Here is a 20,061-nt window from a genome sequence, read left to right on the forward strand (position 1 = left end):
ATGGCCCATGTGGAGAGCCGGCCCGCCCGGCAACTCGTGCTCAATCTCTTCATCTATCCCGGCGGCCACCACGAGGCCGGCTGGCGCTATCCCGGCGCGCGGCCCGAGCGGCTGCTGGACATCACTTTTTATCAGGACCTCGCGCGCTCGGCGGAGGCGGCCAAGTTCGACGCGGTGTTCTTCGCCGATGGCCCGGTGCAGGTGGACAACATTCGCCATGCCTCGCGCTTCCGCCTTGAGCCGTTGACCTGGCTGTCGGCGATCGCCGCCGCCACCAGCCATATCGGCCTCATCGGCACCGCCTCCACCACCTATTACGAGCCCTACAACCTCGCCCGGCTCTATGCCTCCCTCGATCACCTGAGCGGCGGGCGCGCGGGCTGGAACATCGTCACCACCGCCGTGCCCCAGGCGTCCGGCAACTTCGGCCTGAGCGAGACCCCGAACCACGCCGAGCGCTACGCCCGCGCCGCCGAGTTCGTGGATGTGGTGACCAAGCTGTGGGACAGCTGGGAAGACGAGGCGCTGATCGCCGATCCCGCCTCCGGCGTGTTCGCCGATGATACGAAGATCCACCCCATCGAGCATGTGGGCCGCCACTTCCGGGTGAAGGGGGCGCTCAACACCCCGCGTACGCCCCAGGGCCGACCGGTCTATGTGCAGGCCGGCTCCTCCGACGACGGGCGCTCGTTCGCGGCGCGCTATGCGGAGGCCATCTTCACCGCCCACCAGTCGCTGGCGAGCGCCCAGGGCTTCTATGCCGACATCAAGCGCCAGGCCGAAGGGCTCGGCCGCGATCCGGACCATGTGAAGGTGCTGCCCGGTCTCAGCCCCTACATCGGCTCCACCGAGGCCGAGGCGAAGCAGCTCTACGAGGCCTTCAACGACCTGGTGCAGCCGGACTACTCGCTGAGCCAGCTGAAGCAGATCACCGGCGTCGACTTCTCCGGCCTGCCGCTGAACGCCGAGGTGCCGCTGGACGCGTTCAACGACGTGGGCCCGGCCAAGCGGGTCGCGAGCCGCTTCCAGCTGGTGCTGGGCATCGTCGCGCGCGAGCGCCCGACCCTGCGCCAGCTCATCGACCGGCTGGCCGGCGCGCGCGGCCATTATGTGGTGGTGGGCACGCCGGAAAAGATCGCCGACGAGATCCAGCTCTGGTTCGAGGGCAAGGCCGCCGACGGCTTCAACGTGATGCCGCCCTGGTATCCGGCCGGGTTCGACCTGTTCGCCTCGCAGGTGGTGCCGATCCTGCGCAAGCGAGGCCTGTTCCGCGCCGACTACACCGGGCGCACCCTGCGCGAGCATTACGGGCTGCCGCGTCCGCGCAGCCTCTACAGCGACCACGCCCGCGCCACCGCCTGACGCCTCCGGCGCGTCATCGCCTTCAGATCGCGGCCGCTTGTCTTCCCCGGTGCGGTCGCGATCCGGCCCCTCCTCCGGTCGCTCGGAGGAGGGGCCGGACTGTCTCATCGCCGGCGCGGGCCGCCCCGCCGGCCCCACCGCTCTCCGGAATGCCGCCATGTCCCTCGCCGATGCCACCGCTCCCGTACTGGATGCCGGCCCCAATTCCCCAGGTTCCCATTCTCATGGTTCCGCGCCTCCCGGCGCGCTCAAGGGACCGCTCGACTTTGCCGACAGCCCGCTCTCCCGCGCGGCGCGCCAGCCCTTGATGCTGGGCCTGTTCCTGAACCTTCAGGACATCCACTTCTCGGACCACCCCACCACCAACAGCTGGACCTACGACTACAACGCGGCCATCGTGCAGAAGGCGGACGCGCTCGGCTTCGACATCGCCTTCTCGCGCACCCAGTGGCTGCCCAAGGGCGGTTATGACGGCGAGGCCTCGCTCGATAGCTTCGTGGCGCTCGGGGCCATGGCGGCCACCACCCGCAACATCCTGCTCATCTCCACCCTGCACGTGCTCTACGGGCCGTGGCATCCGCTGCACATCGCCAAGATCGGCGCCACCTTCGACCACATCTCCAAGGGCCGCTGGGGCATCAACATCGTCACCGGCCACCGCGCCATCGAGCATGAGATGTTCGGCTGGAACCGCATCGAGCACGACCAGCGCTACGCCATGACGGCGGAGCTGTTCGAGGTGCTGCACCGCCTGTGGAGCGACACCGAGAACTTCTCCTACGACGGCCGGCTCAATCCCTGGAAGATCGTCAACGGCTACATCACCCCCAAGCCGCTCTATGGCCGGCCGGTCCTGGTCACCGCCACCGGCTCGGACGCGGGCATCGATTTCGCCGCCAGCCATTCCGACCTGCTGTTCGTCACCTCGCCCGGCGGCGCCCACATCGACAGCGCGCTGGAAACGCTGCCCGACCACATCGCCGCCATCAAGGCGCGCGCCCGCGCCCGGGGGCGGGAGGTGAAAACCATCATCAACCCCATCGTGGTGAGCCGGGACACGGAGGCCGAGGCGCAGGCCTACGCCCGGGCCATTGCCGACGGCGTGCCCAAGCCCACCCATACCTCGTTCGGCCATCGTGGCTACGACAGCGACGCGGTGGCCTGGAAGGGCCGCAGCGATCCGTGCCACAAGCAGGGGCTCAATCTCGGCGGCAACATCGAGATCATCGGCACCCCGGAGCAGGTAGTGGACAAGCTCGCCGCCCTGAAGGCCGCCGGCATCGACGGGGTGCAGTTCAACTTTTATGATTTCGCGCCGGACTTCGATTACTTCGCGCAAACCACCCTGCCGCTGCTGAAGCAGGCGGGATTGCGCCTTTGACCCTCTTCCAGCCCCAGAAGGATCTGAACCGATGACCGTTGCCGTCACCCCGCGCCAGGCCGAGCACAAGGTGGACCCCATCTTCACCGAGCGCTGGTCGCCCCGCGCTTTCACCGGCGAGGAGATTGCGCCTGAAGAGCTGAATGCCTTGTTCGAGGCGGCCCGCTGGGCGCCGTCCAGCTACAATTCCCAGCCCTGGCGCTTCCTCTACGCCCGGCGCGGCACCCCCGCCTTCGACACCTTCCTCGACCTGCTGGTTCCCTTCAACCAGCAGTGGGCGAAGAATGCGGCGGTACTGATCATCGCCGTGTCGGCCAAGAGCTTCGTGCGGCCCGGCACCACCGACGTGCTGGCCTCGCGCTCGCATTCGTTCGATACCGGCGCGGCCTGGGCGAACCTCGCCCTGCAGGCCTCGCGGCTCGGCTGGCATGCCCATGGCATCGGCGGGTTCGACCCCGATAAGGCGCGTGCCGTGCTGAAGGTGCCAGACGACTACCAGGTCGAGATCGCCATCGCGGTCGGCCGGCGCGGCGAAAAGTCCCTGCTGCCGGAACATTTCCATGCCGGCGAGACGCCCAACGGCCGCCGCCCGGTGAGCGAGACCGCCTTCGAGGGCGCCTTCCCCGCCGCATGAGGCGGCCGGCCGGGCGGGGGAGCAGACCCCTCCGCCCGGCCGCGGGCTCCGGGCGGATCTGTCGCATTAAATCTATTAAATAGATTGATTTTATGAGCGGCGCGCTGCACCATGCGCCTCCGGCCTCGCGCCGGGCGGGTCGGCTTTGTCCCGCGTCCCGTGTTCGCGCCCGTGCCGCGTCCCGCCCGCCGGGCGTGTTTTTGCGCCCTCGGAGGCCTTGGATGAGAAAAGACCGACAGATCAAGCTCGGCGCTTTCCTGATGACGGATGGCCACCACATCGCCGCCTGGCGCCATCCGCGCGCGCCGGCCAATGCCAATGTCCGCATCGACCATTTCCTGCGCCTCGCCCGGCTGGCGGAAGCCGCCAAGCTCGACGCGCTGTTCCTGTCCGATGCGCTGGGCGTGCGCGATACCAATATCGATTCGGTGAGCCGCAGCTCGCGCAACGTGGGCTTCGAGCCGCTCACCCTGCTGTCCGCCTTGTCGGTGGTGACGCACCATATCGGCCTGATCGGCACCGCCTCCACCAGCTTCAACGAGCCGTTCCACATCGCCCGCAAGTTCGCTTCGCTGGATCTCATGAGCGGCGGGCGCGCGGGCTGGAATCTCGTCACGTCCTCGGGGGAAGAAGAGGCGCGCAACTTCAATCTGGAGGCCCACATTCCCCACGCCGCGCGCTACGAGCGGGCCCGCGAGTTCCTGGACGTGGTGAAGGGGCTGTGGAACAGCTGGGAGGACGACGCCTTCGTCCGCGACAAGGTTTCGGGCGAGTTCTTCGCGGCCGGCAAGCAGCATGTGCTCCATCATCGCGGGCGGCATTTCAAGGTCGACGGCCCGCTCAACGTCGCCCGCTCGCCCCAGGGCCATCCGGTGATCGTGCAGGCGGGGGCGTCCGAGGATGGCCGCGCCCTGGCAGGTGTCAGTGCCGAGGCCATCTTCTGTGCCCACCGCACCCTGGCGGAGGCGCGCGCCTTCTATGCCGACATCAAGACCCGCGCCGCCAACGCCGGCCGCGATCCCGACCATGTGAAGGTGATGCCCGGCGTGTTCCCGGTGATCGGTCGTACCGAGGCCGATGCGCGCGAGAAGTTCGAGGAACTGCAGGGGCTGATCCAGCCGCAGGTGGGGCTGCAACTGCTCTCCACTGTCATGGGCGTGCCCGATCTGTCCGGCTACGACGTGGATGGCCCGCTGCCGGAGCTGCCGGAAACCAACGGCCCCAAGAGCCGCCAGCAACTTTTGGTCGATGCCGCCCGGCGCGACAAACTCACCATTCGCCAGCTCTATCTCTCCATCGCCGGGGCGCGCGGCCATTGGCAGGTGGTGGGCACGCCGGAGCAGATCGCCGATGCCCTGGAGGAGCGCTTCGTGAAGGAGGGCGCCGACGGCTTCAACATCATGGCGCCGCATCTGCCCGGCGGGCTCGAGGACTTCATCGAGCAGGTGCTGCCGATCCTGCGCAAGCGCGGCCTGTTCCGTAAGGAATACGAAGGCACCACCTTGCGCGAGAACCTTGGCCTGCCGTTTCCCCGTCATCCCGCCACCCACGTCGCGCCGGCCGCCGTTGCGGCGGAGTGAGGCCGCGGCGCGCGACGGGTGCTGGAACGCGAGATGTGGAAAAGGCCGGAACGCATGGCGTTCCGGCCTTTTCCAGGGCCGTCGCTCCGGCCGCAGGTTGGGGCGCGGCGGCTCACGTCGATCGCCGTTCCCGAGCGCGGCGCCGGTATCCCCGGCGCCGCCGGGGCCCCTCAGCTCAGCACGTCGGCATAAATCTTCTCGGCGAAACGCTGGCTGTTGGTGGTGGGCTTGATGACCTGCACCAGCTTCAGCTCGTCGGTGTAGAGCGCGAGCTGTTCCTTCAGTGCGGTGTTGACCGGGCTATGGTGATGGTCCTGGCTGTTCAGCATGGCCACGAGGTCGTCCACCGAGCCCTTGCCGCCATAGCCCGAGAACACGCGGGCGGCCAGCGCGGGGTCCTCTCCCACCTTGTGGGCGCCTTCCAGGATGGCGCGGGTCAGCGCGGTGGCCACCGGCCGCTCGTCGCGGATCAGGCTGCCGCGCACGCCGATGATGCAGCAGGTGCGGTCCGCGTATTTTCCGGACAGATTGGTGGCGATCTCCGCCAGCTTGCCCTTGGAATCCTTGATCCAGATCCAGGTGCGCGGGTCGGCGTCGGCCAGCGCCTGGGCCTCGCCCTTTTCGATGGCGAGCGGCAGCGCCTCGATCGGATATTGCCGCCACTCCACGTCCTTGACCGGATCGATGCCGTGCTCGGCCAGGTAGATCGAGAAGAAGTTCTTGCCGGGCGAGGCCTGGTCCGAAACCGCGATGGTCTTGCCCTTGAGGGCCGCCACGCTGGTGACGCCGGAAGAGGCGTCGCCCAGCAGGCGCAGGCAGCCGCCGTGGACACCGGCGGTGATCTTCACGTCGAAGCCCTGCTCCAGCGGCTTCAGCCAGCGCAGCGCCATGCCGATCCCGGCGTCGGCCTTGCCGGTGGCGATGGCTTCCAGCAGCTGCTCGGTGGAGCTGCCGAAATTCACGAACTCCACATCCAGCCCGTGGCGGGCGAAGATGCCGGTCTCCTTGGCCACCGGGGCGGCGGCGGTGCAGATGGCGCTGGCGTTCCAGGCGAGCTTCAGCGGCCGCAGCGGGCCGGTGGGCGCGGCGGCGCCGTCGGCGGCGGTCAGGCACAGGGGGAAACGGGCATCCACGGCGTTGCCGATGCCGGCCGGGGCGCCGAGCAGGTTGGCGGCGAGCACGCGCCCGCCGGCGCCGCCGAGGACGGTGGCTGCACCGGCGGCCAGGCCGTACCGCAGAAAGCGGCGACGGGTGGCGCGCCGCGCGTCGGCGGGGTGATGGTCATCAGGCGCGACGGACATGAAGGAACTCCTTGAAACAGGGGGGGAAGAACGTCGGGAACGGAAGAGAAACAGCACGGCGCGCCGGGGCCTTGCGGCCCCGGCGCGCCTGAAAGGCGGGCGGGCGGCGTCTTCACCAGGTGGCGTCGAGACCCAGGAGCCCGAGCAGGTGATGGCGCAGCTCGGCGAGGCGCGGGTCGCCCCGGTGGCGCGGATAGGGCACGTCCACCTTCACGTCGGCCTTGATGCGGGCCGGGCGCTCGGAGAACACGATCACCCGCTCGGCGAGGAACAGGGCTTCCTCTACGTCGTGGGTGACCAGCAGGGCGGTGAAGCGGGCGTCCTGCCACAGCTTCAGGATTTCCGCCTGCATGGTGATGCGGGTGAGCGAATCGAGCTTGCCCAGGGGCTCGTCCAGCAGCAGCAGGCGCGGGTCGTTCACCAGCGCGCGGGCGAGCGCGACGCGCTGGGCCATGCCGCCGGAGAGCTGGCGCGGATAGGCGCTGGCGAAGGAGGACAGGCCCACCAGGGACAAGGCTTGGTTCACCCGCGCCTTCTCCCGCCGCAGGATGCCGCGCGCCTCCAGCCCCAGCGACACGTTCGCCCCCACCGTGCGCCAGGGGTAGAGCGTGGGATCCTGGAACACCAGGATGCGGGACGGATCGGGGTCGCGGATCTCGATGCCGTCGGCGCTCACGCGGCCTTCGGTGGGTGGCTCCAGCCCGGCCACCAGCCGCAGCAGGGTGGACTTGCCGCAGCCGGAGGGCCCGAGCAGGGCGACGAACGCCCCCGGCTCGGCGGTGAAGCTCACCTGGCTGAGCACCGGCAGCGGCGCTCCTTCCAGGCGGAAGGCGTGGCTCACATTCGCGACGTCGAGACGGATGCCGGCGGCGGGCGCGCCGCCGGCGGCCGGCGCGGGAGAGACAGTCGGGGAAAGGGTCTGTGTCACCACCGCACAAGCTCCTTCTGCCAGGCGAGGACATGGTCACGAACGCGGAACAGCAGGGTGACGAGGCCCGAGCACATCAGCGCCATCACGATGAGGGCGGCATACATGTTGGCGTAGGCGGCCCAGCCCTGGGCCCATTGCAGGTACCAGCCGAGGCCGGCCTTCACGCCCAGCATCTCCGCCACCACCAGCACCGCGAACGAGGTGCCGAGCCCCATGAACAGGCCGACGAAGACGTGGGGCAAGGCGGCGGGAATGGCCACCTTCAGCACCAGGAAGCGCTGGCTGGCGCCCAGCGTCCGGGCGATGTCGTAATAGTCCTTGTTGACGCTGGTGATGCCGGACCAGGTGAGGATGGTCACCGGGAAGCCGGTGGCCAGGGCCAGCAGGAACACGCTGGCGCTCCAGCTCGAGGGGAACAGGAAGAAGGCCACCGGCAGCCATGCCGTGGCCGGCAGCGGGCCGATGAAGCGCAGCACCGGATGCGCCCAGTAGCCGGCCGCCCGCCACCAGCCGATGGCGACGCCCAGCGACACGCCCACCACGGCGCCGATGCCGTAGCCCCACGCCAGCAGCTTCAATGACGCCACCGTGCTCAGGCCCAGCTTTTCCCAGTCGTCCAGATAGACCTCGAGCAGCGCCTGGGGCGGGACGAAGAACGGCCGCGGCAGCAATTCGAGCTTGGCGGTGATGGCTTCCCAGGCGAACAGGCCCAGCGGCACCACCACCAGCCAGGGCGCCCAGTAGCGCAGGCTCTTGAGCGACAGGCCGGCGAGCGGTCCGGCCGCTCCCAGCAGCACCAGCGCCGCGCCGATGGCGGCAAGGCCTAGGGCGAACTCCCGGGTGTAGGCGAAGTCGTCGGCGTCCGGCACAAGGCCGCTATAGGCGGCGACGGCCAGCCAGACGGCACCGGCGAGCAGCCCGCCGGCCCAGGGGGTGGCACGGGTCGCGGCATGGCCGGGGGCCTGGGTTGACGTCTTGGCCGCGACGGCGCGGCCGGCGGCGGTGTCCACGAGCTGATCGGTCACGTCAGGTCTCCTCAGCTCAGGACGTCGGCATAGACTTTTTCGGCGAAGCGCTGGCTGTTGGTGCTGGGCTTGAACACCTGCACCACCTTCAGCTCCTCGGCGTAGAGGGCGATCTCCTCCTTCAGGGCCGACCCCACGGGGGAATGGTTGTGGGTATGGCTGCGCAGCATCTCGGCCAGATCGTCCACCGAGCCTTTGCCGCCGTAGGCGGAGAAGATCTCGGCCGCCTTCCGGGGGTCCTGGTGGACCACGTGGCCGCCTTCCAGGATCGCCCGCGTGAGGGCGGTGGCCACCGGCTTGTCGTTGCGGATCAGCGCGCCGCTGACGCCGATGATGCAGCAGGCGCGGCTGGCGTACTTCTCGGACAGGTTGGTGGCGATCTCCACGAACCGGGGCTGGCCGTCCGGGCCCTTGCCTTGGCCGTCCTTCAGGAACAGCCACGTCAGCGGATCCCAGTGGGCGATGGCCTGGGCCTCGCCCTTTTCCACCGCCAGGGTCAGCGCCTCGCCCGGGTACTGGCGCCACTCCACGTCCTTGAACGGGTCGATGCCGCGTTCGGCCAGGTAGATGGAAAAGAAGTTCTTGGCCGGGCCCGCCTGGTCGGCGATGGCGATGGTCTTGCCCTTGAGCGACTGGAGGTCGCTGACGCCCGCGCCCGGCGCCCCGAGCAGGCGCATGCAGCCGCCATGCACGCCGGCGGTGATCTTCACGTCAAAGCCCTGTTCCAGCGGCTTCAGCCAGCGCAGCGCCATGCCCAGGCCGGCTTCCGCCTTGCCGGTGGCCAGCGCCTCCAGCAGCATCTCCGTGGAGGCGCCGAAGTTCACGAATTCGACGTCGAGCCCGTGGCGGGCGAAGATGCCGGTCTCCTTTGCCACCGGCGCCGCGGCGGTGCAGATACCGCTGGCGGTCCAGGCCAGCTTGAGCGGGCGCAGGGGGCCGGTGGGCGCGGCGCCTTCGGCGGCGGTGCGGCACAGGGGGAATTCCGCGTCGACAGCGGGGCCGATGGCGGCCGGGGCCCGCAGCAGGTTGGCCGCCAGCACGTGGCCGCCCGCGCCGCCAAGGGCGGTCATCGCGCCGGCGGCAAGGCCAAGCCGCAGCAAGCCGCGACGCATGGAGCTGGGTGCGGGCTCCCGCGCGGCGGGCGTCGGAGCCTTAGGGCCATGACTTGATTTTGGCACTGCAATCTCCACAGTCGCAATGTAATTAATCAATAAAAATTATGGATTTAATAGAATGAGAGTCAAGGCGATCTTTCCAAGACCATGGTCGAAGCCGCTGGGGATACCGGCGGTCGCGGCGCGATGCGGAATGTGGGGGGAGACAGGCGCACCGCGTGGCGGCGTGAGGGGGCGTTCGGCCGCGGGATGGGCCGCGCGGCGCGAAGGGGGCGGGCCGTCTCGTGCGGCGGCGCGGAGATCGTTCAGGAGGCCGCGCCGGCCCGGCGGCGCGCCCGTTCCGCGGTGTGGCGGTTCTGCGGCGTTGCAAGGCGAAGATGCGCGCGCAAGGTGGCGCCGTCGTGGTCGGCGCGGACCGGGCCCCGCTCCTGGAGAATGGGCATCACTTGGTCCGCGAAGTCGTCGAGGTCGCAGGGGAAATAGGGCGGCGTGACGTTGGAGCCGTGGCCGCCCCGGCCCTGAACCAGGCTTCCTGGGCATCGGCCACCTCAATCGCCGTGCCCACCATCCAGTGGCCGCGCGCGCTGCCGACCCGGTGCAGCAGATCGCGGATGGTGAGCTTGTCGCGGCACGCCAGCTCGATCAGCAGCCGCGCCCGGCATCTGATCTGGTCGCTGTCGGGCAGATCCAGCACCGGGCCGTGGAGGGGGTCGCCGGACACGTCGGCGCCGTGTCACCCGTTGAGCCGAGGATAGGTTGCCGTGGGGCGGTCCAGCCCTGCAGCAGCTCCAGTTTCTCGCGGGCCTCGGCGGAGGGGCGGCCGATGACAGGGAACACCCCGGGCATCACCGCCGGGCGCTCCGGGCGGCGGCCGTGGCGGGCCGGGCGTCCTTCAGGCCGCGATGGCAGGCGCGGGCCTCGGCCAGCCCGGTCCGGGCCGTGAACACCACGTCGGCCGAGCGGGCGGCCAGCTCCTGGCCGGGATCGGACGAGCCGGCCTGGATGATGACCGGCTGGCCCTGCGGGCTGCGCGAAGACTTCAGCGGGCCCTGCACCTGGAAATAGCGCCCCGGTGCTTGAGCGCATGCCGGCGCTCCGGGTCCGCCTAGGCGCCGCTGGCCTTATCGGCGCCACCGCACCGTCCTCGAAGCTGTCCCACTCGCCGGTCGCCACGTCCACATCTTCGCCGGCGATGAGGTCGCGCTCGGGATGGGAGGGGTGGGGGCGGCCGAAATCGCCGGCCGAGCGCGTGTGGGAGGCGGTCACCCTGTTCCATCCCGCGCGGCTGCCGGAGGTGTGGTCGAGGGAGGCGAACACGCGCGTGGTGCGAAACGGCGCGCCACAGGTGGCGGAGGCGGTGCCCACGAGGCGGATGCGGCGGGTGAAGAGGGCCAGCGCCGCCAGCAGCGTCAGCGGCTCCAGGTGCGCCACCATGGAAGGATGGGCGTCCCTGGCGGTGGAGAGGTCGTCGGCCAGGAACACCATGTGGAACCTGCCGCGCTCGGCGGTGCGGGCGACCTGCCGGAGCAGCGTCAGGTTCTCGGCGCCCGATTGCGCCTCCGGGTGACGCCCGCCGGCCAGGTGGTGGCCGGCGCCCTGCAGGAACAGGCCGAGATGGAGCTGGAGGCGAGGGTCTGTTGGGGCATCCGCCATGGGCGGGTCCTTCTGGAACGGTCAGGCAGCGGCGGAGCAGGCGGGAGTTCGCCCGTCGACAAGCGCGGCCAGAGCGGCCGGGCTCGACATGCGGGCAATGAGATCGGGCAGGGCGCGGTGAGCCGGATCGCTGCCGGCCGCGTCCGGGACCTTGGCGCGCGGATCTGCAATGCCGCGCGCGGCGCCGATGCGGCGACACAGACGCCGGCCATTGGCCAGGGTGATCGCCACCTCGGAGCGCGGCACAAGGGGGCCGTGGCGGCGTGGCTGAAGCGGCGTGGCTGAGGCGGGTGGCACGGCGGCTGGTTTCCATCCGGTCCCGAGCCCTTCTAGCGGCGCGGGCGGGGAGTGACCTGTGCACCTCCCATCATGTCCCGCCATGCCGGGGCGGCGGTGCGGGCGGGCTTCCCTCCGGCGGCGCGGGTGGCGGAGAACGCCTGTTCGCGGAGGATGGCGAACGCCTCGGCAGATCCGGCATCGCCCCCCATGCTGCATGGGGCGGCGCAGGAGGCGGCACCGGGCGGCCCTCGCGGTGGCGCGATATCCGGCGGTCCATCTGCGGCCCGGCGGCGCCGATCCGCAGCTCTCGCGGTGGCTTGAGAGGCGCAACCACATTCAACCCGCCGTCCATCGGGCCGACGATGCGGTCAGGCAGCACCCGGCGCGGGCCTGGATGGTGGCGGTGCGGGCGGACCTCGCCGCCACCAGCCCGCGCAATCTCTCGCGTCTGTTCAACGCCGATGCGGACATGAGCGTGGTGGACCAGGTGAGCCGCGATGCGCATCGCCCTGCGCGGGAGTTGGGTGCGGCGCGCGGCTCGACCTCGAACGGGTGGCGGAGCGGGCGGGCTTAAGCTCCGCCCGCCAGCTGCGGCGGGTCCGGGGCGGCGTCCATCCGCGGCCGCCCCACCGCTTGAGCGTGCGCCTGGAGGCTGAACCGGTCCGCACCCGTCGCCCGGTGGTCAGATCACCTGAAAATGATGGGTGCCGTCGCGGCCGAGCTGTTCCACCAGGCCGAACTCCCAATCCAGATACGCCTGCATGGCCGTGCGGGGAGCGTCCGTTCCCTCGTAGGGGCGGCGGTAGCGGTCGGTGCGCGGCACGGCGAGCCGGGCCTCCCCTGCCTCCAGCGGCAGTCCGGCGGCGGCCCAGGCGGCGTTGCCGCCCTCCAGCACCGCCACGTCCCCGGCGCCGCCGAGGATGGCCGCGATGTCGGCGGCGGCGAAGCGGGCCAGGATGCCGCGCCCGCAGGTAACCACATAGCGCCGCGCCGGGGGCACCACCCGCAGCGCCGCCGGCAGCTGGGCGCGAATGGCGAACCACGCGCCGGGCACATGGCCGCGCACATAATCGGCGCTGGCGTTCACATCGATCACCTGGAGCGCCGCCGGGTCGTTCCCCGCCGCCTCCAGGGCGCGCGCCAGCGCAGCGGGCGCGATGAGCGGGACCTCCGGAAGTGGCGCGCGGTCGGCTGGGGCCTCGCCGGTGGCGGTACGGGCATCGGCTGGCACATCGTCCAGAACATGCACCTCCCAGCCCATCTGGGCGAGCCAGGAGCCGCTCATGTGGGCGCGCACGCCGTCGGTGTCGTCGAGCACGAAGCGGGCCCCGCGCACCGGGGCGTGGTGGTCGGTCTCCTGCACCAATTGCCCGCCGGGGGCGCTGAGAAACCCGGGCAGGTGGCCGGCGGCGTATTCCTCCGGCGTGCGCACGTCCAGTCGGTAGGTGGTGCGGTCGGGCGTGTCGAGGCCAGCGAGGGCGGCGAACGGCAGGGGGCGCACGCCGGCCCGCGCGGCGACGGCGCGGGCGCTCTCCACAGCCGTGGCGCGGGTGGCGGGCGAGGGCTCGGGCGGGCGGCGGGTGGCGCCGTGGTCCAGCTCCTGGCCGGCGAGCAGCCAGCCGATGGTGCCGTTGCGCAGCGCCGCCACCGGATTGGGCAGGCCCGCGTTGACCAGCGACTGGGTGCCAATGATGGAGCGGGTGCGTCCGGCGCAGTTGACGATGACGCGGGTGCGGGGATCGGGCGCCAGCTCGCGCACGCGCAGCACCAGCTCGGCGCCGGGCACGCTGGTGGCGGTGGGGATGCTCATGGTGCGGTATTCGTCGAAGCGGCGGGCGTCCACCACCACCACATCGGCCTTGGCGGCGAGCAGGGCGGCGACCTCCCCGGCGGCCAGGGACGGCGTGTGGCGCTCATGCTCCACCAGCTCCCCGAATGCCTTGGAGGGCACGTTTACGTCGCGGAACAGTTCGCCGCCGGCGGCGCGCCAGCCCTCCAGTCCGCCGGCCAGCAGGTGCACGCCGGTGTAGCCCAGCGCCGCCAGCGCATGGGCGGCGCGCGGGGCAAGGTCCTCCCCGTCGTGGGTGCCGTAGAGCACCAGCACCGTGTCGCGGCGGGGAATGCGGCGAAAGGCGTCGAGCTCGATGCGCGACAGCGGCAGGTTGGCCGCCCACAGCGGGTGCTCCTGGGCGAAGGGGTCTTCCTCGCGTACGTCGATGAGGGCGGTTTCCTGCCGCGCCAGCAGGCGCGCGCGCACCTCCGCGGTGCCGAGGGTGGGAAACGAGGCGGTGTCGGTCAGGCTCATGCGGGCACGCCGGGCTGGAGGGGGTCTTTGGAGCGGTCCCAGAGATTGGGCAGGGTGGCGTTGCTATAGCCGGAAACGAACGGCTTCGGCGGCCCGTCCTCGGGATAGGTGTGGCGGTGCACGCCGCCGATGTTGGCGCCGTAGACGTGGATGGAGATGGACACGCGATCGGCATGGGCATTGGTCACGCGGTGCAGGTCCCCGATGGTGGGCGACACCGCTTCTACCGCCCCCGGTTCCAGCCGGCTTGCCGCTCCGTTCGGCGCAAGGCGGCCGGAGGCGTCGCGGGCGAAAGGCTGGTTGTATTCGGCGCCGCGCAGCATGCCGATGAGGCCCCATACGGTATGGTCGTGCACCGGGGTCTGCTGGCCCGGCCCCCACACGAAGCTGACCACGCTGAAGCGCTCGGTGCTGTCGGCGTGCAGCAGGTATTGTTGGTAATAGGTGGGGTGCGGCTGGGCATACGCCTCCGGCAGCCAGTCATCCTGGGCCACCAGGCGGGCGAGCAGGGCGCCGCCCTCGCGCAGGATGCGCGGCTCGTCTGGATGGCTGTCCAGCAGCCGGCCGAAGGCAATGACGAAATCCCGCAGGGGCGTGATGGCGGCGGCGGGAGCGGTGGGACGGGGAGCGGGCATGGGGATCTGCCGATTGCGCGGGGGCCGGGGCCCTTGCATATTTTGTGTAAGTAAACGGAATTAATAGACATATATCTGGCGGACGATCCACGCAATCGGCTTGGCGAGGGGTGCACGGGCGCCGCTACTGGCGGTTTTCAAGGCCGCCGGCTGACGTCGCGCGCGTCCTTGACACCTAAAATAAATTAAATATATTGATTTAATGATATTTAAGCTGACCAAGCTGAGATCGTGCCGCTGCGCCCGTCGGGCGCGGATGGGGCGCTTGCGTCTCGCGCGGATGTCTCCGGCTGTGCGTCGCCGATTCGTCCGTATGGCAGCGCCGTCATCCGCTCTGGCAGGCGGGATGCCTCGGGTGCGGTTTCCAGCGTCCGCCCCCGTCCCATGCGCCGGGGCGGTGGGACGGTTGCCGCCGGGCTTTGCCCCTCCCTCATTGGCCCCTCCCTCATTGGCCCGTCCCTCAATTCCCGTAGATTCCCGAGCGTGCGCATGACCCGAAAGCTGCATCTCAATCTGTTCATCAACGGACGTGGCCATCATGAGGCGGCCTGGCGGCACCCGGCCGCCACCGGCCACCGGCTCTCCGATCTTGCCTATTATCGCGAGCTGGCGTTGACGGCGGAGGCGGCGAAGCTCGATTCCATCTTCTTCGCCGACCATGTGGCGCTGTCCGACGACATCGCGCATGCTGCCAAGGGCGAGTTGGAGCCGTTGACCCTGCTTGGCGCGTTGGCGCCGCTGACGGAGCGTATCGGCCTCATCGCCACCGCCTCCACCTCCTATAGCGAGCCTTACAACCTCGCCCGCCAGTTTGCCTCGCTCGACCATCTCAGCGGCGGGCGGGTCGGCTGGAACATCGTCACCTCCTGGGTGCCGGCTGCGGCGGCGAATTTCGGCGACACCGGCCAGAGCAGCCAGGCCGAGCGCTATGCCCGTGCCGAAGAGTTCGTGACGGTCGCCAACAAGCTCTGGGACAGCTGGGCCGCCGACGCGGTGCTGGACGATCGCGCCGGGGGCCGCTTCGCCCGGCCCGACGGGGTGCGCCCCATCGCGCATCATGGCGCGCATTTCCATGTGGCGGGCGCGCTGAACGTGCCGCGCTCCCCCCAGGGGCGCCCGCTGCTGGTGCAGGCCGGCTCCTCGGAAGGCGGGCGCCGGTTCGCCGCGCGCCACGCGGAGGCGGTGTTCACGGCGCACCTGACCAAGGACAGCGCCATCACCTTCTATGATGACCTGAAGGCCCGGGCGCGGGCGTTCGGCCGCCGGCCGGACCAGATCGTGGTCCTGCCGGGCCTGTCCGCGGCCCTGGGCTCCACCGAGGCCGAAGCACGCCAGGTGTTCGACGAGTTGAACGCCCTGAGCCACGCCAACGTCGGGCTGGCGCGGCTCTCCAGCCGCTTCGGCGGCGTCGACTTCTCCCACCTCCCCCTCGATCAGCCTCTGTCGGTGGACGACTTTCCCGATCCGGCGACGGTGGAGGCGTCCCAGAGCCGGGCTCAGGGCATCGTCGCCCTGGTGGCGCGCGAGCGGCCGACGCTGCGGGCGCTTCTGGCGTCCCTGGCCGGGGCACGCGGGCACTTCACCACCGCCGGGACGCCGGAGCAGATCGCCGACCTCATCGCCGACTGGTTCGCCTCCGGTGCGGCGGACGGCTTCAACATCATGCCGCCCATCCTGCCCGCGCAATTCGACCTGTTCGCCGAGCATGTGGTGCCGATCCTGCGCCGGCGCGGCCTGTTCCGCGTCGAGTACGAGGAGACGACGCTGCGCGCGCGCTACGGCCTTGATCCGGTGGAGAGCGCCTTCGACACACCGGAGAGCGCACAGCGCCTGGCGTGAGCACAGCCCGCGCCGGGCCCGTCGGCCTCGGGCCGGGCGGGTCGGCGAGCGCGGGCGCCCATCCTCTGAGACAGGCGGAACGGCCGATGCTGACGAAAAAGGGAAAGTACGGGCTGAAGGCGGTGGCTTATCTGGCCGCCCTGCCGGTGGGGCAGACGGCGCAGGTGGGCGAGGTGGCCGAGGCCAAGCGCATTCCCAAGAAGTTCCTGGACGTGATCCTGGGCGATCTGCGCAAGGCCGGCCTGCTGCTGAGCCGCAAGGGCAAGAGCGGCGGCTATCGCCTCGCCGACTTGCCTGAGAAGCTGATCGTCGGCGACGTCATCCGCGCCCTGGATGGGCCGCTGGCGCCGCTGCAGTGCGCCAGCAAGCGGGCCTACGAGGCCTGCGAGGATTGCGACGCGGCCACCTGCAATGTGCGCCTGCTCATGAGCGAGGTGCGCGAGGCCATCGGCACCGTGCTCGATACCTATACGCTGGCCGATCTGCGCGACCTGTCGAACGACCAGCTCACCTCGTTCGTGGACTATATCTGAACCCCGTCCCCACTGCGGGGCGCGGCGACCCGCGCTCCGCGCTGCGGCCGGGCCGGCGGCTCAGGCCGGCATCGGGCCTTCCTTCAGGATCGACAGCAGGTAGGCGCCATAGTCGTTCTTGGAGAGCTGCACGGCGATGGCCTGGAGCTCGTCGCGGCTGATCCAGCCCTGGTGGAAGGCGATCTCCTCGGGGCAGCCGGTCTGCATGCCCTGGCGCTTCTGCAGGGTGCGCACGAAATTGCCGGCGTCGAGCAGGCTGCCATGGGTGCCGGTGTCGAGCCAGGCGAAGCCGCGGCCCATGCGCTTCACGTCCAGCGTCCCCTCGGCCAGATACATTTCGAGCAGGCTGGTGATCTCCACCTCGCCGCGCTCGGAGGGCTTCACCTTGTGGGCGCGCTCGCTGGCCTTGCCGTCAAGGAAGTAAAGGCCGGTCACCGCATAATTGGAGGGCGGCGCCTTCGGCTTCTCGATGATGGAGGTGACCTTGCCGGCGGCGTCCATGGCCACCACGCCGTACCGCTCGGGATCGGTCACATGGTACCCGAAGACGGTTCCGCCGACGGTCTTGGCGGTGGACTCGGCCAGCAGCTGGGGCAGGCCATGGCCGAAGAAGATGTTGTCGCCCAGCACCATGCAGGAGGGGGCGCCGTTCAGGAAATCCTCGGTGAGGGTGTAGGCCTGGGCCAGGCCGCCGGGATGGGGCTGCACCACATAGGTGAGGCTGATGCCCCACTGGGAGCCGTCGCCGAGCACGCGCTTGAACTGGTCCTGGTCCTGCGGCGTGGTGATGATGGCGATCTCACGGATGCCGGCCAGCATCAGCACCGACAGCGGATAATAGATCATCGGCTTGTCGTAGATCGGCATCAACTGCTTGGACACGCCGATGGTGACCGGATAGAGCCGCGTGCCGGAGCCCCCAGCGAGGATAATGCCCTTGCGCGCAGTCATGCCGCATCTCCCTTCAAGTCTGACAGGACGGCGGCCAGCCCGGAGCGCCAGTCGGGGCGGCCGATGCCGAAGGCTGCCGCGAGTGCGGAGCAGTCCATTCGGGAATTGGCCGGCCGACGCGCCGGCGTCGGGTAAGCCGAGGTGGGAATGTCCGTGACGGTGGTGGCAAGGCCCGCCTGCGCGAAGATCTCGCGGGCGAAGTCGGCCCAGCTCACGTCGGGCGCGCCGGAAAAGTGGTAGATGCCCGACCGCTCCGGCGCCGTCTTGAGGCGCTCGGCGATGGTGAGGCAGGCATCGGCGATGGCGCCCGCCGGGGTCGGCCCACCCACCTGGTCGGCGACCACCGTGAGGGTGTCGCGGGTGGCGCCGAGGCGCAGCATGGTCTTCACGAAGTTGGCGCCATGGGCCGAGAACACCCAGGAGGTGCGCAGCACCACATGGGGGCCGCCGGCGGCCGCCACCGCCACCTCGCCGGCCAGCTTCGAGCGGCCATAGGCGCCGAGGGGGGCGACCGGATCGGCCGGCGCCCAGGGGCGGGTGCCGCCGCCATCGAACACATAGTCGGTGGAGATGTGGACGAAGGGAATGCCGAGGGCGGCGCAGGCGCGGGCCATGGCGCCGGGGGCGGCGCCGTTGACGCGGGTGGCCTCTTCCTCCTCGCTCTCGGCGCGATCGACCGCGGTCCAGGCGGCGGCGTTGATGACGGCGGAGGGGGCGGCGGCGCGGATGGCCTCGGCGCAGCCGTCCGGCGCGTTCAGGTCGCAGTCCGCGCGGGCGAGGAAGCGCGCCTGCGGCACGCGCCGGTGCAGCTCCCGGGCGACCTGCCCGGTGCTGCCGATGACGAGCAGGCTCATGCCTTCACTCCGAGCCGCTGGCCCACGCCCTGGCGCTCCTGCAGCGGCCGCCACCACGCCTCGTTGTCCAGGTACCATTGCACGGTGCGCTCGAGGCCCTGCTGGAGCGTCACCGACGGGCGCCAGCCGAGTTCGGTGCGGATGCGGGTGGGGTCGATGGCATAGCGCAGGTCATGCCCGGGCCGGTCGGCCACGAAGGTGATCTGGTCCTTGTAGGGGCTGGCCTTGGGGCGCTTGGCATCGAGGATGGCGCAGATGGTCTCGACGATGTCGATGTTGCGCGCCTCGTTCTCGCCGCCGATGTTGTAGCTGCGGCCGATCCGGCCCTTGGCGATCACCGTCAGCAGCGCGTCGGCGTGGTCTTCCACGAACAGCCAGTCGCGCACGTTGAGCCCGGCGCCGTAGACCGGGATCGGCGCGCCCGCCAGCGCCTTCAGGATCACCACCGGAATGAGCTTTTCCGGGAAGTGGTAGGGCCCGTAATTGTTGGAGCAGTTGGTGAGCACCACCGGCAGGCCGTAGGTCTCGTGCCAGGCCCGCACCAGATGGTCGGACGCCGCCTTGGAGGCGGAATAGGGGCTGTTGGGCGAATAGGGGGTGTCTTCGGTGAACTGGCCGGTTGCGCCCAGGGTGCCGAACACCTCGTCGGTGGAGATGTGGTGGAAGCGGAAGCCATCCGGCTTGCCGCGCGCGGTCCAGTAGGCGCGCGCCGCCTCCAGCAGGTTGAAGGTGCCGGTGACGTTGGTCTCGATGAAGTCCTTCGGCCCGTCGATGGAGCGGTCCACGTGGCTTTCGGCGGCCAGGTGCATCACCGCGTCCGGCTGGTGCTGGCCGAAGATGCGGTCGAGGGCGGGCCGGTCGCGGATGTCGGCATGCTCGAAGGCGTAGCCGGGGCTTGCCGCCACCGGGGCCACGTTGTCGAGGCAGGCGGCGTAGGTGAGCGCGTCGAGATTGACCACCTGGTGGCCGTCCCGGATCGCCTGCCGCACCACGGCGGAGCCGATGAAGCCGGCGCCGCCGGTCACGAGGATCTTCATGGGGTCAGGCTCCGTAGACGAAGGGCGAGGCGAAGTCCGCCAGGGCCGGCGCGACCTTGTCCTTGTCGGAGAGCACCGGCTCCACCCCCTCGGCCAGCGGCCAGGCGATGCCGCAGCTGTCCCAGCGCACGCCGCCGTCGCAGTCGAGTGCGTAATGATCGGTGCACTTGTAGACGATCTCGGTGTCGTCCTCGAGGGTCAGGAAGCCGTGCAGGAAGCCGGCCGGAATCCAGAGCTGGCGCCCGTTCTCGAACGACAGCTCGGTGCCGAACCACTGGCCGTAGGCGGGGCTGCCCCGGCGCACGTCCACCGCCACGTCGAACAGGCGGCCGCGGCCGCAGCGCACCAGCTTGCCCTGGGCGTGGGGCGGCGACTGGAAGTGGAGGCCACGCACCGTGCCGCGCCGGGCGGAAAGGGAGTGATTGTCCTGCACGAAGTCCGGCAGCACCAGCCCCGCCTCGGTGAGCGCCTTCCGGTTCCAGCTCTCGCTGAAGAAGCCACGGGAGTCGCCGAACCGGCGCGGCGTGATGATCTCGACGCCCGGCAAGGGCGTGTGTTCGATGTTCAAGAGTGCCCCCAGAAGAGTCCCGCCGCAGGCGTTCGACGCGAGGGCAGCACATAGCAAGTCATCACCGGCAAGTCATCC

At 70.2% G+C, this 20,061-nt stretch carries 20 protein-coding genes and 1 pseudogene; 8 read left to right on the top strand and 13 right to left on the bottom strand.

Going from position 1 to position 20,061, the window contains the following annotated elements; all coding sequences use genetic code 11:
• From V5F53_RS21585 to V5F53_RS21600, 4 genes are all read left to right on the top strand, one after another.
• Positions 1–1,362: an LLM class flavin-dependent oxidoreductase gene (locus V5F53_RS21585; protein WP_393995703.1), complete on the top strand. Its 1,362-nt coding sequence runs from the start codon at positions 1–3 to the stop codon at positions 1,360–1,362.
• A 157-nt stretch (positions 1,363–1,519) separates the two neighbouring features.
• A complete protein-coding gene (locus V5F53_RS21590; protein ID WP_393995704.1) occupies positions 1,520–2,743 on the top strand; it encodes an LLM class flavin-dependent oxidoreductase in 1,224 nt (407 codons plus the stop codon).
• A gap of 31 nt (positions 2,744–2,774) precedes the next feature.
• Entirely contained in the window at positions 2,775–3,377 is a 603-nt protein-coding gene (locus V5F53_RS21595) for a nitroreductase family protein (protein ID WP_393995705.1), read from the top strand.
• A 221-nt stretch (positions 3,378–3,598) separates the two neighbouring features.
• Positions 3,599–4,957: an LLM class flavin-dependent oxidoreductase gene (locus tag V5F53_RS21600; protein WP_393995706.1), complete on the top strand. Its 1,359-nt coding sequence runs from the start codon at positions 3,599–3,601 to the stop codon at positions 4,955–4,957.
• Positions 4,958–5,127: 170 nt separating this feature from the next.
• Here V5F53_RS21600 and V5F53_RS21605 read toward each other — a convergent pair whose 3' ends face one another.
• From V5F53_RS21605 to V5F53_RS21635, 7 genes and pseudogenes are all read right to left on the bottom strand, one after another.
• Positions 5,128–6,258, bottom strand: coding sequence for an ABC transporter substrate-binding protein (locus V5F53_RS21605; RefSeq protein ID WP_393995707.1), 1,131 nt, complete (start codon positions 6,256–6,258; stop codon positions 5,128–5,130).
• A gap of 112 nt (positions 6,259–6,370) precedes the next feature.
• Entirely contained in the window at positions 6,371–7,189 is an 819-nt protein-coding gene (locus tag V5F53_RS21610; protein ID WP_393995708.1) for an ABC transporter ATP-binding protein, read from the bottom strand.
• Complete coding sequence (locus V5F53_RS21615) at positions 7,183–8,214, bottom strand: ABC transporter permease (RefSeq protein WP_393995709.1); 1,032 nt, start codon at positions 8,212–8,214, stop codon at positions 7,183–7,185. The genes V5F53_RS21610 and V5F53_RS21615 overlap by 7 nt, the downstream gene beginning before the upstream one ends.
• A gap of 11 nt (positions 8,215–8,225) precedes the next feature.
• The gene (locus tag V5F53_RS21620) at positions 8,226–9,326 is read right to left on the bottom strand and encodes an ABC transporter substrate-binding protein (protein WP_393995710.1); all 1,101 of its coding nucleotides are present in this window, start codon (positions 9,324–9,326) and stop codon (positions 8,226–8,228) included.
• A 445-nt stretch (positions 9,327–9,771) separates the two neighbouring features.
• Positions 9,772–10,050, bottom strand: coding sequence for a hypothetical protein (locus tag V5F53_RS21625; protein ID WP_393995957.1), 279 nt, complete (start codon positions 10,048–10,050; stop codon positions 9,772–9,774).
• A 124-nt stretch (positions 10,051–10,174) separates the two neighbouring features.
• Entirely contained in the window at positions 10,175–10,384 is a 210-nt protein-coding gene (locus V5F53_RS21630) for a hypothetical protein (protein WP_393995958.1), read from the bottom strand.
• Positions 10,385–10,598: 214 nt separating this feature from the next.
• Positions 10,599–10,931: pseudogene (locus tag V5F53_RS21635) on the bottom strand (LLM class flavin-dependent oxidoreductase); the annotation flags it as partial.
• On the opposite strand from V5F53_RS21635, the gene V5F53_RS21640 reads away from it, so the two are divergent.
• Both V5F53_RS21640 and V5F53_RS21645 read left to right on the top strand, forming a co-directional pair.
• The gene (locus V5F53_RS21640) at positions 10,815–11,267 is read left to right on the top strand and encodes a hypothetical protein (protein ID WP_393995959.1); all 453 of its coding nucleotides are present in this window, start codon (positions 10,815–10,817) and stop codon (positions 11,265–11,267) included. The pseudogene V5F53_RS21635 and the gene V5F53_RS21640 overlap by 117 nt on opposite strands.
• Positions 11,268–11,514: 247 nt before the next feature.
• The gene (locus V5F53_RS21645) at positions 11,515–11,835 is read left to right on the top strand and encodes a helix-turn-helix domain-containing protein (protein ID WP_393995711.1); all 321 of its coding nucleotides are present in this window, start codon (positions 11,515–11,517) and stop codon (positions 11,833–11,835) included.
• A 108-nt stretch (positions 11,836–11,943) separates the two neighbouring features.
• On the opposite strand, the gene V5F53_RS21650 is transcribed toward V5F53_RS21645, so the two are convergent.
• Together V5F53_RS21650 and V5F53_RS21655 are read right to left on the bottom strand one after the other, a co-directional pair.
• Positions 11,944–13,566: a rhodanese-like domain-containing protein gene (locus tag V5F53_RS21650; protein WP_393995712.1), complete on the bottom strand. Its 1,623-nt coding sequence runs from the start codon at positions 13,564–13,566 to the stop codon at positions 11,944–11,946.
• Positions 13,563–14,201 carry a cysteine dioxygenase family protein gene (locus V5F53_RS21655; RefSeq protein WP_393995713.1) on the bottom strand — a complete coding sequence of 213 codons (639 nt, stop codon included), beginning with the start codon at positions 14,199–14,201 and terminating at the stop codon, positions 13,563–13,565. Before V5F53_RS21655 ends, V5F53_RS21650 begins: the two co-directional genes overlap by 4 nt.
• Positions 14,202–14,690: 489 nt before the next feature.
• On the opposite strand from V5F53_RS21655, the gene V5F53_RS21660 reads away from it, so the two are divergent.
• Positions 14,691–16,040: an LLM class flavin-dependent oxidoreductase gene (locus tag V5F53_RS21660; protein WP_393995714.1), complete on the top strand. Its 1,350-nt coding sequence runs from the start codon at positions 14,691–14,693 to the stop codon at positions 16,038–16,040.
• 86 nt (positions 16,041–16,126) lie between these two features.
• Positions 16,127–16,573 (top strand): RrF2 family transcriptional regulator, encoded by a 447-nt coding sequence (locus V5F53_RS21665; protein WP_393995715.1) that lies wholly within the window; start codon positions 16,127–16,129, stop codon positions 16,571–16,573.
• Between the two features lie 60 nt (positions 16,574–16,633).
• On the opposite strand, the gene rfbA is transcribed toward V5F53_RS21665, so the two are convergent.
• The 4 genes from rfbA to rfbC are packed head-to-tail and all read right to left on the bottom strand — an operon-like array spanning position 16,634 to position 19,983.
• On the bottom strand, positions 16,634–17,524 hold the full coding sequence (gene rfbA / locus V5F53_RS21670) for a glucose-1-phosphate thymidylyltransferase RfbA (RefSeq protein ID WP_393995716.1): 891 nt from the start codon (positions 17,522–17,524) through the stop codon (positions 16,634–16,636).
• The gene (gene rfbD / locus V5F53_RS21675) at positions 17,521–18,378 is read right to left on the bottom strand and encodes a dTDP-4-dehydrorhamnose reductase (protein WP_393995717.1); all 858 of its coding nucleotides are present in this window, start codon (positions 18,376–18,378) and stop codon (positions 17,521–17,523) included. The genes rfbA and rfbD overlap by 4 nt, the downstream gene beginning before the upstream one ends.
• Positions 18,375–19,415 carry a dTDP-glucose 4,6-dehydratase gene (gene rfbB, locus V5F53_RS21680; RefSeq protein ID WP_393995718.1) on the bottom strand — a complete coding sequence of 347 codons (1,041 nt, stop codon included), beginning with the start codon at positions 19,413–19,415 and terminating at the stop codon, positions 18,375–18,377. Before rfbB ends, rfbD begins: the two co-directional genes overlap by 4 nt.
• A 4-nt stretch (positions 19,416–19,419) precedes the next feature.
• Complete coding sequence (gene rfbC, locus V5F53_RS21685) at positions 19,420–19,983, bottom strand: dTDP-4-dehydrorhamnose 3,5-epimerase (RefSeq protein ID WP_393995719.1); 564 nt, start codon at positions 19,981–19,983, stop codon at positions 19,420–19,422.
• Positions 19,984–20,061 lie beyond the last annotated feature (78 nt).

The sequence above is a fragment of the Xanthobacter cornucopiae genome, from assembly GCF_043195065.2.
Lineage (GTDB): Bacteria > Pseudomonadota > Alphaproteobacteria > Rhizobiales > Xanthobacteraceae > Xanthobacter.